This is a genomic window from Paenibacillus agri, assembly GCF_013359945.1.
GTDB lineage: Bacteria > Bacillota > Bacilli > Paenibacillales > Paenibacillaceae > Paenibacillus_AQ > Paenibacillus_AQ agri.
Window position 1 is genome coordinate 41,301 of sequence record NZ_JABWCS010000211.1, and the last position, 14,366, is coordinate 55,666.

The 14,366-nt window shown below is 47.6% G+C and carries 13 protein-coding genes; 1 reads left to right on the plus strand and 12 read right to left on the minus strand.

All coding sequences use genetic code 11. The annotated features are described in order from the left end of the window. Window positions 1-7 precede the first annotated feature (7 nt). From HPT30_RS15760 to HPT30_RS15810, 11 genes are all read right to left on the minus strand, one after another. Window positions 8-598, minus strand: a complete 591-nt coding sequence (locus HPT30_RS15760) for a hypothetical protein (protein WP_066364667.1) — start codon at window positions 596-598, stop codon at window positions 8-10. A gap of 19 nt (window positions 599-617) precedes the next feature. Further along, window positions 618-1,319, minus strand: coding sequence for a Crp/Fnr family transcriptional regulator (locus HPT30_RS15765; protein WP_066364668.1), 702 nt, complete (start codon window positions 1,317-1,319; stop codon window positions 618-620). Between the two features lie 37 nt (window positions 1,320-1,356). After that, window positions 1,357-1,815 (minus strand): NUDIX domain-containing protein, encoded by a 459-nt coding sequence (locus tag HPT30_RS15770; protein ID WP_175372413.1) that lies wholly within the window; start codon window positions 1,813-1,815, stop codon window positions 1,357-1,359. 227 nt (window positions 1,816-2,042) lie between these two features. Then, on the minus strand, window positions 2,043-2,879 hold the full coding sequence (locus HPT30_RS15775; protein WP_175372308.1) for an SDR family NAD(P)-dependent oxidoreductase: 837 nt from the start codon (window positions 2,877-2,879) through the stop codon (window positions 2,043-2,045). A 631-nt stretch (window positions 2,880-3,510) separates the two neighbouring features. Then, a complete protein-coding gene (locus tag HPT30_RS15780; RefSeq protein ID WP_175372309.1) occupies window positions 3,511-4,233 on the minus strand; it encodes an SDR family oxidoreductase in 723 nt (240 codons plus the stop codon). Window positions 4,234-4,385: 152 nt separating this feature from the next. Further along, window positions 4,386-5,693 (minus strand): LLM class flavin-dependent oxidoreductase, encoded by a 1,308-nt coding sequence (locus HPT30_RS15785; RefSeq protein ID WP_175372310.1) that lies wholly within the window; start codon window positions 5,691-5,693, stop codon window positions 4,386-4,388. A gap of 11 nt (window positions 5,694-5,704) precedes the next feature. Then, window positions 5,705-6,244, minus strand: coding sequence for a GNAT family N-acetyltransferase (locus HPT30_RS15790; protein ID WP_175372311.1), 540 nt, complete (start codon window positions 6,242-6,244; stop codon window positions 5,705-5,707). Next, window positions 6,241-8,304 carry an ABC transporter ATP-binding protein gene (locus HPT30_RS15795; RefSeq protein ID WP_175372312.1) on the minus strand — a complete coding sequence of 688 codons (2,064 nt, stop codon included), beginning with the start codon at window positions 8,302-8,304 and terminating at the stop codon, window positions 6,241-6,243. The genes HPT30_RS15790 and HPT30_RS15795 overlap by 4 nt, the downstream gene beginning before the upstream one ends. Window positions 8,305-8,326: 22 nt before the next feature. After that, window positions 8,327-9,151, minus strand: coding sequence for an ABC transporter permease (locus HPT30_RS30010; protein WP_175372313.1), 825 nt, complete (start codon window positions 9,149-9,151; stop codon window positions 8,327-8,329). 51 nt (window positions 9,152-9,202) lie between these two features. Next, window positions 9,203-10,126 (minus strand): ABC transporter permease, encoded by a 924-nt coding sequence (locus tag HPT30_RS15805; protein WP_175372314.1) that lies wholly within the window; start codon window positions 10,124-10,126, stop codon window positions 9,203-9,205. Between the two features lie 24 nt (window positions 10,127-10,150). Then, window positions 10,151-11,815, minus strand: a complete 1,665-nt coding sequence (locus tag HPT30_RS15810) for an ABC transporter substrate-binding protein (RefSeq protein ID WP_175372315.1) — start codon at window positions 11,813-11,815, stop codon at window positions 10,151-10,153. A gap of 538 nt (window positions 11,816-12,353) precedes the next feature. On the opposite strand from HPT30_RS15810, the gene HPT30_RS15815 reads away from it, so the two are divergent. After that, window positions 12,354-13,661, plus strand: coding sequence for an LLM class flavin-dependent oxidoreductase (locus tag HPT30_RS15815; RefSeq protein ID WP_175372316.1), 1,308 nt, complete (start codon window positions 12,354-12,356; stop codon window positions 13,659-13,661). Window positions 13,662-13,739: 78 nt separating this feature from the next. On the opposite strand, the gene HPT30_RS15820 is transcribed toward HPT30_RS15815, so the two are convergent. After that, entirely contained in the window at window positions 13,740-14,363 is a 624-nt protein-coding gene (locus tag HPT30_RS15820; RefSeq protein ID WP_175372317.1) for a TetR/AcrR family transcriptional regulator, read from the minus strand. Window positions 14,364-14,366: the final 3 nt, after the last annotated feature.

Below are 14,366 nucleotides of genomic sequence, written 5' to 3' on the forward strand. Positions count from 1 at the left end.
ACCCCCGTCAGCCTAGAAACCTTTTGAAAAACAAGCCGGACTTATTCATATAGTCAGACATCCACGCGAACAGAAGCGGGCTGAAGATGGCTGCAGCGAGCGTGTTGCTAACCTGCATCCAAGGCCAAATCGTGCCCCATACAACATTGCCAGGAATCTTTTGAATGAGGACCAGGTTCAGTGCTACTAGTACCGTTGACAGAATCATCCCCAGCGTTACGGTAACGATGAAAACAATACGATCCTTCGCGCCTTCAAACCGGACTTTGCGGAAAGCGATCCCCGGAACGAACCCCATAATGAACTGGGCAAGCAAGGCTAGAGGATAGATGGCCGGATTCATACCAACCACAACCATAGATAGAATATTGCCGACCACAAGTCCAGCCGAACCCCAAACGCCAAACCAAACCCCGAACAGCGGAGCGAAAATCGCCGCAGGATACAGCACTTGAACCGTACCTAACTTGATAGGGACAAACCGGGAAATATAAATGGTCGCTCCAAAAATCAGCGCACTGATCACCATCGCCACAATATGACGGGCAGTCACCCCTCTTTTCGGTAATCCTGATTGCATGGAAGTCAATTGGCTCACAACAAACACTCCTTAGATGTTATTTTTCCATGTCCGTTAATTCTTTTTTCAATAAAAAGCGGCTCCACTCATTGCAGATAATCCGGTTTTTATCTACATAAATGATCTCCCGGTCCTTCAGCTCCTTGAGCACCCGGTTCACACTGCGCAGCGTCACTCCCCACTGGGAGGCAATATCTTCGCGAGAGATGGGAATGATAAATGATGCCTGCTGGTTAAAGTTGAAATGCTCAACCTGTCCGTATAAATAGCGGAGCAGCTTGTGCCTGAGGGACATCGATACATGGTCAATGGATTTGCGCACCGTCTCATGCAGCTTCCCGGCTAATTGTTTCGTTAAGTACAGTAAGAAATGATTATCCGCCAGCAACCATCTTTGGTATATATCCTTCTTCAGCACAAGTGTAGAAGACTGCATCTCGGCGGTAATGCGGCATACGTACGGCGTCATTAACGCTATCTCGATATCACTGATCATTTGCCCCGGATCGAGATAGGCAATAATGAGGATCGTGCCGTCTTCCAGAATGTGCTCTACTTTCAAGCGCCCCTCTATAACGATGAAGAAAACAACAGGATGCTCGCCTTGCTCACATACCAGTTCTTCAGGATAATAGCGCCATAGTTCCCAATGGACAAGCAGTTCCGGCGGCATGTGTTCCAGCATGTCATGCAGCCATCTGTAGTTGTTCATCAAGTTGAGCAGGACTGACTTGTCCATTTGCAGCCTCCATTACCTTTTTACAGCTATTATTCCCCTAGAGCTTCTGATCTTGCAAGACTCGCTTGGCGATTTCTCGAACCGCAACCGGCACCGGCTCTTCGTCCAATTGAATGGCCTCCAGCCAAATCCACTCCTCTTCGGCTTCCGTTCGCGCTCCGGAAATGATTTCTCCAACATAAATGTAATCGATATGGTCATGCTGATTATCGATACGCTCAAGCTGAATCTTGATTGGAAAAGCCAACGGAACTACACCAGACTCTGTATGACTGTTTTCCTGTGCCGACACAAGCCGAATGTGATAGCCCGTCTCTTCCCACACTTCTCTGACTGCTGCTTCATCCGGCGTCTCATTCGGCTCTAAATGCCCACCTGGCGGGAAAAAGCACCCGACAAATGGCGGTTTTCGCCTCCGCATGAATAAAAGCGCATTGCGTTCTTCATTCAGGACATAGACCGTAGCGGTAAACTCTCTAATCCGCTTCTGTTCGATCTCTCTTCACCTCCATTTCGCTTGCCTCATTTGATTCTTATTTTAGAGATTTTTCCGCACGAAAAAAGGACAATTGTCTAGTAATGTTAAATAAAATGACACGTTTCGTAAAATGACTATTAAACATAAAAAATAGGACATCCTGAATGGAATATAGCTCCAAAATCAGGATGTCCTCTATGATTTATCTATTATTATTCATCATTCATAAAGCTGGTCACTTCATTTTAGGAAGAGAAATTTACCGTCTCACTCACTTGGCGCCACTTGGCATCCGTTGCCGCGCGAGCTTGCTGTGCAGCATCTGCATTATCGACCGCATCCTGGCCCAGCAGCAAACGAAGAGGAGCTTCAGGCAGCAAGGCTAGCTCGCTAATGACTTCAGCAAACTTCTCAGGTTCACTGCCAAATTGACCTGAATGCTCTTGCAGCATTGTAGCTAACGCTCCAATGGTCTGTTCATACGGCTGGCTGATTGGCGGAATAGTCATGGAAGAACCCGCCCAATCTGTCCGCATGCCGCCTGGCTCAATGACAGTTACCTTGATGCCAAAAGGCGCCACTTCTTGTGCCAGCACCTCGGAGAATCCGCCGACAGCCCATTTTGCACTTTGATACGCCGCTAAGCCCATAGTAGCAATCCGGCCGCCTACAGATGAAATCTGGATGATATGCCCGCCGCCCTGTTTGCGCAAAATCGGAACGACAGCCTTGGAAACATAGACAACACCATAGAAGTTCGTATCAATCTGTGCCCGGAAATCATCCAGCGTGACATCTTCAACCGAAGCAACATCACCATACCCGGCATTGTTAACCACGACATCCAAACGTCCAAACACTTGATGGGCTTGTTCAACCGCAGCAGATACAGCTTGCTCATCACTGACATCTAGCGCAAGCGGATGAATCTGCTCCCCGTATTGTTCAACCAAATCATTCAGTGACTGCGGATTGCGGGCTGTTGCAATAACATAATCCCCTTTTTTCAGAACAACTTCTGTCAGACTGCGTCCAAGACCTCTGGAGCTGCCGGTAATGAACCATACGTTTGGTTTAGACATTGATATTCTCTCCTTTTATTAAATATCGCGGCTTCGTGTCTGCTTCGATATCATCTATTTATCTCACTTCTGTATAATAAACGATCATTCAGTTATAGTCAATCTGCTGCGAAAACTTACCAGCGATCACTTACCAGCTATCGCTTACCAGCTATCACTTACCACTTACCAGCTATCATGCAGCTCAGAAACAGAAACCCGCGAAATAGCCTTCTAAAATCAGCTCTGTCGCGGGTCCTTATATTAAATTAATTTACTTTGATGCTATATAGAACGCATTAAAAAACAAACATAGCCAAGAAAAAAGAGAGCTTGTATAAGAAGGACCGAAGTGTAATTAACGGCATTTTCGTACCTTAAATCCGCTGCAGCTAGGGGTTATTGGAGATTAAGTGCAATATTGTACCTTAAATCTTCCAGAATACCCCTTACTGCATGCTTTTACGAAAAATAAGATACAATAATGCCCTTATTTCCCTCATTTGCCTATATCAAAGTAAAATAAGGTACAAAAATGCCGTTAGTTGAGGGGGTAGCCCCTTTTTCATTATTAAAACGGTTAGTTAGGGAGGTCACCCCTCTTTTTACTTCTAAGAAGACTGGTGAAGGGGGCTACATTTCAGAGGTAAGCTTACCAGGAAACCGGACCGTTTTCGCTGAAAAAGCCTCCTGTAGGCCCGTCATCCGGCAGTGTCGCAAGGTGCACAATAACTTTTGCCGCTACCTCAGCTGAACGATGGCCTTGATTACCTGTTAAGTCTGTAGAGGTATAGCCCGGGTCAGCCGCGTTGATCTTCAGTGGTGTATTTCTAAATTCCTTGGCGAACATGATCGTCAACGCATTCACAGCCGTTTTGGAGCTTGGGTAAGCAAGGAAGTTAAAATTAGCAGCAGCCGTATCACTCATAAAGGTCAATGACCCGAGTCCGCTGGATACATTAACAATTCTGCCTGCAGGAGCCTCAGTCAGCAAAGGAAGGAATGCCTTTGTTACAGCAAACACACCGAAAAAATTCGTCTCATACGTTGCCTTTAAATCAGACAATTCCAGCTGGCTTGGCGAAGCGAAGGCTTCAAAAGAGGCTCCAGCATTATTAACCAATACATCTAGTGATCCGAACTCATCAGCGATTTGCTTGGAGGCAGCATCAATCGTCCCCTGATCCGTAACGTCGAGCACAATGTGACGAGCATCGTAACCTTCGCTTATCAGCTTCGCCGCTGCTTCCTTACCTCTTGCCTCGCTTCTTGCGCCTAGCAGGACCGTATATCCTAAGGATCCTAATTGTCTAGCTGCTGCATATCCAATCCCTTTGTTAGCTCCAGTAATCAGAGCAGTCTTTGTATGTGACATGGTTTTACCCCGTTTCTGTATGAATTTGTTTGAATAATTTTGGTGACACTCACACTCTACAACTTGGAGTACACTCCAAGTCAAGCGCCGCCTTACTCAGCAGTCTATCCTTCAAATTCCGTTCATATTTACGGGGAAAACATCTTTGTCATTTAAGATTGAGCGTAGCGATTCTTCGGTATGCTCAGTCCAAGATTTTCTCTAAGGGTAGCCGCCTCATAAGCTGTACGGAACAAGCCACGCTCTTGCAGAATCGGCACCACTTCATTTAAGAAATCATCCAGTCCAAATGGACCGAAGGGAACGAACATGAAGCCATCTGCGGCGCCTGCTTCAAACCACGCCTGCAACTTATCTGCGATTTGTTCAGCCGTGCCCATGAATGGACTGCGCGGAGTTGTCGCCTCCAAAGCAAGCTGTCTGAGTGTCTTCCCACTCTGCAGTTCTTCCGTAAAGTACTTGAAAGTACCGTCTTGACCCGGAATCAGCTCCAGCAGATTTATTGCCGGTTCATCCAGCGGATACTGCGAGAGGTCAAGATGGTTAAAGAATCTGCTGGTATAGTTAAGGGCATGCTCGATGGTCACCAGGTTTGCAATCTCCTGATATTTTTGCTCGGCTTCCTCCTCGGTTCTGCCTACAACTGGTGATATATTAGCAAAAACAAGAATATCATCGGCTGATCGGCCGAAAGTTACCGCTCTCTTCCTCATATCTTCTCTAAAAGCAATCGATTCTGCTATGGTCTGTGGGATCGAGTAGATTGCATTGGCGAATTGGGCTGCAAAGTTACGGCCCGGTTCCGACAATCCAGCTTGGAAAATAACTGGTTGCCCTTGCGGAGAACGTTCGATGTTCAGCGGCCCTTTGACAGAAAAGAACTTACCCTCATGATTCAAGGTGTGCATCTTCGCAGGGTCAAAGAATACGCCTGTCTCCTTGTCACGTACAAAGGCATCGTCTTCCCACGAATCCCATAGCCCCTTAGTGATTTCCAGATATTCGGTAGCCAATTCATATTTTTCATCATGATGAACTTGCTTCCCATTGAAGTTATTGGCAGCTCCATCAAGTAATCCGGAGGTAACGACATTCCAGCCTGCCCGTCCGCCACTCATTTTATCCAGCGATGCAAACTGACGTGCGATAGTAAAAGGATCACTATAAGTAGAAGATACTGTACCTACAAGGCCAATATTTTTCGTTACAGTCGCCAACGCGCTGAGCAAGGTAATCGGTTCATAGCGATTTAAAAAATGAGGCAGTGACTGTTCCGTGATATACAAACCATCCGCGATAAAAAGAATATCGAAAAGTGCGGCCTCGGCCTTTTGTGCCCATTCCTTGTAAAGCTCAAAATCTATACTTGCGTCTGCCTTCGCATCAGGATGTCTCCATTCAGACATGCTTCCTCCGACACCGCGCAGGTTGATTGCCAGTTTAATTTTCCGATCGCTCATTGATATTCCTCCTATAGTTCAGCTGTTAAGTCGAGCCGAAAACCTTCCATGAAATATTCTCCCTGATGAAGATCCTGGTCGTGTGAACGGACAAAGCCCAGATGCTCATATAATCTCGCTGCGGATGCATTGGTTTCCAATGATGTATGCAAATATAAATAGCCAGCTCCGGCGTTCAATGCTCGCTTCGCGCTCTCATGAATAAGCTGTGTAGCAATTCCCTTACCCTGCCATCCAGGTGCAACAGCTAATCTGCGCAACACTGGTGTTGCCAGCGTCTGCTGGATGTCACCGTACGCTTCAGCAGCGTTATGGAATATCTCCGCTGTTCCAATAATAAGACCTTCCGCTTCAGCAACAATACGCTCCTGTGAACCTGGCTCCAGATACTTTCGCAATGCTTCCTTTAGCGATTCTCTGACTTCAGGGTAGGTCACGGCGTAACTTTCCCAAGCCTGAGACAGTATCTCAACCACTGCATCATAGTCAGCAGGGACTGCACTGCGGATCGTAATGAATTCCTTCTGTTCCGAAGAATTGGACAAGCTCATTGTAAGTCTCCTTCAAATGGGATAGGGTGATGACAGGCTACGAGATGCTGGTCTCCGACATTTTGCCATACAGGGTCTTCTGTTCTGCATTTGTCAGTGGCCGCAGGGCATCTTGGATGGAACTTACAGCCTGTTGTCCGGAACGTCTGCGAGGGAACTTCCCCTTTTAACAGCCCATATGCTTTTTTACCGGAAGGGTCCGAAGCAGGGATCGCTGATAATAACGCATGTGTATACGGATGAGCCGGGGAAGCATACAACGCTTCTGTAGGCGCAAGCTCCACGAGCTGGCCCAGATACATCACCCCTACACGATCTGACAAATGCCGGACGACATGCAGATCATGGGCAATGAACAGAAAGGTTAGCCCGAGCCTTCGCTGCAGGTCCTGCAGCAAATTAATAATTTGCGCCTGTACAGATACATCCAGGGCAGATACCGCTTCATCAAGGACGATGAACTTTGGATTTAACGCAATCGCCCGGGCAATGGCAATACGTTGCCGCTGCCCGCCTGAGAATTCATGAGGATAACGATCTGCCGATGCAGGCTCCAGTCCAACCAGAGTCATCAGTTCTTCTACTCTCTCTTTTCTTTCTTTAGAGGATAATGAGAGATGGACCTTTAGCGGCTCACCAATAATATCCGCTACTTTCCAGTGAGAGTTGATAGAACTATACGGGTCCTGGAATACCATCTGCATCTCACGGCGCAAACCTCTTAAGTCCTTGCTCTTCGTCTCGGCCAAGTCATGTCCTTCCCAATGGATTTGACCTGAAGTCACCTTCTCCAGTTGAAGCATCATGCGCCCCAGTGTTGATTTCCCACTACCAGACTCCCCGACGAGGCCGAACGTTTCCCCTCTCAGAATCTGTAAATTCACTTCATCCACTGCGCGAACACCTTGCTTGCCCCTGGATAAAAATCCTCTATCTGTGTTGAAGCTTTTAGTCACCTTGAGGGCTTCGATCAGTACTTCTGGATCGCCTATGTTGGAATGGGACTGAACAATAACGTTCTGCGCATTCTGTTCAGCAGTCTGAACATCCTGATCAACAGTCTGCCGTTCCGCTCCCAGTGGAAGCTCTGATATGCTATCGGCATGCCAGCAAGCAACCATATTCGTACCATTCGTAACAGCAGGTGGTTCCTCAGAACGACACTGATCCGTAGCAAATGCACAGCGCGGATGAAAACGACAGCCTCGCGGCAGATCTGCGAGACTTGGAATAGAGCCCGGAATATGATAGAGCGGCTTCGTACGATCACTCTGTAACGTCATAACTGATTGCAGCAGTCCACGTGTGTATGGATGCTGTGGCTTAGCAAAAAGGGAGTTAACATCAGCGACCTCTACCAATTTACCCGCATACATGACGGCGACCCGATCGGCCAGTTCTGCAGCGATCCCCAGATCATGGGTGATCAGCAGAATCGACATGTTGAACTCTTCCTTCAGTTCTTGCAGAAGCTGCAGAATCTGGGCTTGAATAGTGACATCTAGCGCTGTCGTGGGTTCATCAGCAATAAGCAGTTCCGGCCCGCAGGACAGAGCCATCGCAATCATGACACGCTGCCGCATGCCTCCCGACAGTTCATGCGGATACTGCTTCATCCGGAGCTCCGGATCGACAATACCCACCCGGTCAAGCAAGGCAATCGCCCGGTTCCGCGCTTCCTCCTTCGTGGCCAGCCCATGATGAATCAGGATCTCCATCATCTGATGACCAATCGTAAAGATAGGATCAAGCGCCGTCATCGGCTCTTGAAAGATCATCGCTATTTTCCGGCCGCGAAGCTCCCGTAGCTCACGGGCGTTTAGCTCTGCCAGATTGAGTCCGTTCAACTCAATAGAACCTTGGGCGATACGTCCATTGTCATAATCAATGAGCCGCATGACAGATAGAGACGTCACCGTCTTCCCGCTCCCGGACTCTCCTACCAAAACCAGCGTTTCCCCCGGAGCAATGGTCAGACTGATATCATTCACCATATTTCGGGGTCCTTGCGGTGTCATAAAATCAACGGACAGCCCTTTAATATCGAGTACATTGTTCATGGGATATGCGTCCTCCTTTCTTTCAACCTTTTCGAGGGCCGATTGCAGACTGTAGCTCGTCCCCTAGAAAGTTAATCGACACCACTAGCAAAGTAATGGCAAGACCAGGGAACGTGGCAATCCACCAAGCCATCGAGATATAGCTTCGTCCCTCTGACAGCAAACTTCCCCAATCCGGAATTTCTTCCGAACTCCCGAGTCCAAGAAAGCTGAGTCCTGAGCCCATTAAGATCGCACTGCCCACGCCAATCGTCCCCATGACCAGCAAGGAGGAAAAGGCGTGCGGCGCAATATGCGAAAATAGAATTCTCAGATGTGAGGTGCCGATGCTTCTCGCCGCTTCAATGAATGTGCGATTCTTAATCGTTAGCACCTGTCCGCGCAGCACGCGGGCAAAGCTAGGTATGATCGAAATACTGACAGCGATGATTAAATTGAATTTACTTGGCCCCAGCACCGCTGACACCGTGAGTGCCAACAGAATCCCTGGTATGGTCATCAGTGTATCAATAAGACGCATCAGCACAGCATCGATGAACCCCCCGCTATACCCGGCAATAGCACCGATCAATGCGCCAATCCCTCCACCGAGCAGCACCGCAGAGATCCCGATAATCAAAGCATCCCTACTGCCATAGATAACCAGAGTTAAGATATCTCGTCCAAAATAATCCGTTCCGAGTAGGTGACTCCCGCCGGGTGCCTGCAAGATCGCTGCCCCATTCATCTCGGTAGGAGAATAAGGAGCAATCCAGCCAGGAACAAGTGCAAACAGCACCAGACAGGCAATCATCAGCACGGAAACGGTTATCATTGCTCTTGAAAAAAGACTTCGTTTAGCGTTCACCTTATTCGTTCCCTTTCTTCTTGGCTCATGGTTTGCCTTTATACATGCAAGCTAGGCTTGGCGAATCCTTGGATCAATGATTGCATACGACAAGTCGACCAATAGATTGACCAGAATATAGATGGAAGCCGTCAGCAGAATCGCCCCTTGGACTACAGGCAGATCTTTTGCCAAAATGGCATCCAGGATTACTCTGCCTACACCTTGCCTTGCAAACACGGATTCAATAACAACCGCACCCGCGAGCAGTTCTCCAAGGAGCATCCCCATCATCGTCACCGCTGGAATGAGCGCATTACGCAGGACATGCTGATACATCACGCTTCTCTCCGGCAGCCCCTTCGCACGCAGTGTTCTTACAAAGGGTTCATGCACCACTTCCAGGATACTGCCCCGCACCATGCGGGCAATTAGCCCCGAGCCAACAATACCCATCGTCGCTGCCGGGAGAATGAGATACTGAAACCCGCCTACGCCCGAAGCCGGAAGCCATTGCAGATTAACGGAAAAGAGGAGAACAAGAAGAATAGCTACCCAGAACGTCGGCATCGAAATGCCGAAGATACTGAGCAGCCGAATGAGATGATCGAGACTGCGATGCCTGTATACTGCCGACACAACGCCTAGCAGCACGCCAAACACTATAGATATGGCCATGCTTAGAAGCGTTAACCACAGCGTTGCCGGAAACTGCGCCATGAGCTTGGTCATCACAGGTTCATTATCCACGAGCGACTTTCCGAAATCTCCCCGGAATACCTTCCCCAAATACTGGAGGTATTGTTTATGAAGCGGTTGATCTAGTCCGAATTCATGCTTTAGCTTAGCCACAACCTCCGGGGATACCGGATTTCCAGCGATTTTTATATTGATTGGATCTCCCGGCAGGAGGTGAAGAAGAAAGAACACCAGTGTTATGGTGCAGAGCAAGACCACAATGGAGACTAGCAGCCGGTAAAGAATAGTTCTAAGCATTTCTCCGCGTCTCCCTCCTGCTGTCTATTTCGAGACTGCAACGTCATAGAATTGCGGATACCCTGGGAAGTCAAATGTAATTCCGCTAACTTTCTTACTTTCTGCAATGGTGTATGGGAACACATATACAGGAATAGAAACGGCATTCTTCACAAAGTATTGTTGCAGTTCTTTATACGTCGCAATCCGTTTTTCCGGATCGGCTTCCTGATAAGCGTCTGTTAACTGCTGCTCAATCTGCGGATCATAGAAACGGGCAAAGTTGGAGTTCGCATATTCATTCGTAGACCAGTTCGCTTTGGAGAAAATAGTTCTTAAAATATCAGGATCTCCGCCAGCAAAGCTGTGGCCGACCAGATCATAGCTGGCAGCTTTCAGTGCATCAACATAAGGGCCCGCAGCCATAATCGAAACATTCATTTTTACGCCGATTTGCTTCACTTGCTGCTGCACCATTTTAATGATGTCGCCACGCTTCTCTCTATTACCGGTGATATCAATATAATTGATCTCCAGTGGCTTGCCGTCCTTTTCGCGGATACCATCCGCACCTAACTTCCAGCCTTCTTCATCAAGCAATTGGTTAGCATGCTGAATATCTACCTTATATGAATCTTCCAGGGAAGAATCGTAGCCTAAGGTTGAGGAGGACAATGGACTCCATGACCGCGGGAATGTGCCGAGGTACAAAGATTTCACAATTGCATCGATATCGACAGTGGATTGTACCGCCTGGCGAAGCTTCACATTATTCCACGGTGCTTTCTCATTATTAAAGGTGAGTTGGAACGTAGCACCTGGGAGTAGCGCCTTCTGAATCTGGTAATTAGGGTCTTTCTCTAATGCGACAATATTCTGTGCCGGGATCGATTCGGCGGCAAGTACCTGTCCACTTTGCAAGCTGCTGACACGAGTGGATTCTTCCGGAATAAGCTTCAAGACGATTTTATCCAAATAAGCTGGACCGCTATGTTCCGCTGCCGGTGAAGGCCACTTATAATCGCTGTTTTTCTCCAGAACGATCTCGGAATTTGCAACCCAGGAGGCCAGCTTGAACGGACCGGTTCCTACAGGATGCTGCCCCACTTGGTCGCCATACTTCTTAAAGGACTCAGGAGACTGAATGCCCAGTGTAGATTTAGCCAGATTACTTAAGAAAGGTGTAAACGGTTCTTTAAAATTCACTTTAAGCGTAGACTCGTCGATGACCTCGGAAGACTCGTACGGTCCTAGTAACTGCTTCGCATAAACCGACTTCCCGTTAGGATCAGCACTTCTGTCAAAATTGACTTTTACTGCCTCTGCGTTGAATGGCGTACCGTCATGGAAAGTAACGTCTGTACGCAGCTTGAAGGTATAACTCTTCTTATCTGCTGAAATTTCCCAGGACTCTGCCAGCCAAGGCTTGATTGTATGATCCGGCAGTTCACCTACCAAACTATCGAATATATTCCGGCCAACCCGGAAATCAATATCAGAAGAGGTGACACCTACATCCAGCGTACTCGGAGAGCCCGCAAGTGCGAAGGTTAACTCTCCTCCCTCGGTAGGAGTAGATGCTGGAGCTTCATTTGTTGATGCTGTATTAGCAGGAGCATTCTTGTCACCATTGCTGCAGCCTGAGACCACTAATGAAAATCCAATAGCCATAACGATGGCCCACTTAAACTTAGGAAAAGAAAGATTCATGGTTACACCCCTTGTGTTTTTCGCATAGGAATACATGGAATTAAATCACAAGTTGACCGCGCGTTCAACTTGTGATCAATTATATTCACTCCCTTTGGCACTGTCAATTTTAAATTTTTTTATCTTAAATTAAATATTTCAATGCCATATAGATTGAACTTAGAATTCTTACACGGGGTTAGATCGTCATTGCGGAAAACGTTTGGACTTCCGGCCGCTGTTGTCCCCAGATTTCTCTTGATTGTACCGCTATTCGCGGATAAAATCCGGAGACAGCCTTTGCTTCCGATGCAAGCTTTTCTACGAAAAGCTTTTAGGCGGTCGCTTTCGCTCCTTCAGTTCCAAACTTTCCCTCCATTCCGTTCCCCTTATGTTAAATTTTTTAGTTCAATCTATATGTATTTTCAAATTGACAGCCAGGCGGGAAGCAAGCTATAATGATTCACAAATTAAACGAACGGTCAATATGTGGGTGTAGCTGCACTTTAATCCGAGTATACTCATTCTCTTAGTTGATCAAATAGTGGGAGGAATCACTGTGAGTCGGAAACAAATAAAACTGGCTGTAAATTTGCGCGGCGTTGGGGACAGCATTTCTGAATGGAGACATCCTGATGCTCAGCCGGACGCCAGCGTGAATTTTGAGCTTTATAAACAGTGGGCCAAAAAAGCAGAGTCTGCCCTGTTGGATGCCATCTTTATTGCGGACGGCTTGTACATTACCGAACAGTCACTGCCCCATTTTTTAAATCGCTTTGAACCCGTCTCTCTACTGAGTGCCTTGGCGGCAGTAACCTCCAACATTGGTCTGGTCGGAACCGTATCTTCCACCTTCAGCGAGCCTTTTACACTGGCGCGTCAGTTTGGAACGCTTGATAAAATTAGCGGAGGAAGAGCCGGCTGGAATGTGGTGACCTCCGGTACGCTGGATGGTGCGGCGGATAATTACAACGAAAAGCAAATCGAACACGATGCGAAGTACAGATTAGCTGCCGAATTTCTGGAGGTTACAAAAGGTTTGTGGTCTTCCTGGGAAGAGGATGCATTCGTACGCGACAAGGAAAGCGGAGTGTTTTTTGACCCTGCAAAAATGCATACGCTCAATCACAAAGGGGAGTATTTTTCAGTCAAAGGACCGCTTAGCATTGAACGTTCGCCGCAGGGCCAGCCTGTTATTTTCCAAGCGGGAACATCGGAAGCCGGTCGCAACTTTGCAGCAGAGCAGGCCGATGCCATCTACTCCATTCCTAAGACGATTACAGAATCGATTGCTTTTAGAGAGGATATGAGAAGAAGAGCGGAGACGTTCGGTAGATCAGCAGATGATATTCTCGTCTTCCCAAGCATCGCTCCAGTTGTGGGCAGAACCGCAGAGGAAGCAGAGCAGAAATATCAGGAAATGGCGAGCTTAGTCACGATCACGGATGCCCTTAAATATACCAGCCGCTTTTTTAACCACCATGATTTAACGCAGTATCCACTGGATGAACCGGCATTGAACTTGCTCGATCTTGTGCCGGCTCAACAAGGTTCACTAAAGAACTTTACCGAGGCTCTGAAAAGTGGTATCACGCTTCGCCAGCTTGCTTTAGAGGCAACTACACCGCGCAGTCCGTTTATGGGAACGCCCGAACAGGTCGCAGATACGGTGCAGGAATGGTTTGAAGCAGGCGCCGCAGACGGATTCATGCTCGTTCCCTTCGGTCCCTTTGGCATGGATGACTTCTTAACTCAAGTGGTTCCGATTCTGCAAGAACGCGGTTTGTTCCGGACAGCATATGAGAGTGATACGCTCAGAGGGAATCTGGGCTTACATATTCCGCAGAACCGTTATGTAACGAATTAATCCCCTGGTGAATACGACAAAAAAACCGTGAAAACCTTGATAAATCAAGCGTTTCACGGTTTTTTATGTTTATAGCACCTACTGACGAAGAAAGAGCTTGAGTGCCTGCTCTACATTGCTCTCATCAAAGAGCCCTTCACTCCTGGTATTCTCCATGAACATGCCATTCACGATCGAGGCAAAATGAATCGATAGCCGGTAAGGATCACCTTCGATGAATTGCCCGGCGTTTTGCCCCTGCTCGATTAATTTCGCAATGGTTTGTCGTCTAAAGCTATAGGCTTTATCCACGTCGCTCTTATAGGGTTCAGGCAATTGTTCAAAACTTAGAAACTGCATGGAAAAAGCCAGATTAAATTGCATTTCCACGGCATCTCCGGCTAATTTGGATTTCTGTATGATAACTACATCTTTAGCCAATCGACAAAGCCTGTCCCATGGAGTGCCTTCCCGCTCATACAGGAGATGATGCGCGTCTTGTTCGGAAATGCCTAAGATATCAGCGGCCAAAATACTGTATAACTCTATTTTCGACTCAAAATAGTTATAGATCAGACCTTTGCTCATGCCTGCCGCCTTCGCAATTTCGCTGATCGTCGTGCCCTGAAGCCCGTTATCAACAAATAGAGGCAAGGCCGATTTTAAGATCTGTTTTTTCCGCTCTTCACGGAGTTGAACATCTTTTTCATGATTTCTGGGCATTCC

What these genes read in the sequence shown, in the direction of transcription:
- HPT30_RS15790 (WP_175372311.1), bottom strand. Translation starts at nt 6,244, where the DNA reads ATGAGCTTGTCCAATTCTTCGGAACAGAAGGAATTCATTACGATCCGC.
- HPT30_RS15785 (WP_175372310.1), bottom strand. Translation starts at nt 5,693, where the DNA reads ATGAGCGATCGGAAAATTAAACTGGCAATCAACCTGCGCGGTGTCGGA.
- HPT30_RS15810 (WP_175372315.1), bottom strand. Translation starts at nt 11,815, where the DNA reads ATGAATCTTTCTTTTCCTAAGTTTAAGTGGGCCATCGTTATGGCTATT.
- HPT30_RS15805 (WP_175372314.1), bottom strand. Translation starts at nt 10,126, where the DNA reads ATGCTTAGAACTATTCTTTACCGGCTGCTAGTCTCCATTGTGGTCTTG.
- HPT30_RS15795 (WP_175372312.1), bottom strand. Translation starts at nt 8,304, where the DNA reads ATGAACAATGTACTCGATATTAAAGGGCTGTCCGTTGATTTTATGACA.
- HPT30_RS15820 (WP_175372317.1), bottom strand. Translation starts at nt 14,363, where the DNA reads ATGCCCAGAAATCATGAAAAAGATGTTCAACTCCGTGAAGAGCGGAAA.
- HPT30_RS15775 (WP_175372308.1), bottom strand. Translation starts at nt 2,879, where the DNA reads ATGTCTAAACCAAACGTATGGTTCATTACCGGCAGCTCCAGAGGTCTT.
- HPT30_RS15765 (WP_066364668.1), bottom strand. Translation starts at nt 1,319, where the DNA reads ATGGACAAGTCAGTCCTGCTCAACTTGATGAACAACTACAGATGGCTG.
- HPT30_RS15780 (WP_175372309.1), bottom strand. Translation starts at nt 4,233, where the DNA reads ATGTCACATACAAAGACTGCTCTGATTACTGGAGCTAACAAAGGGATT.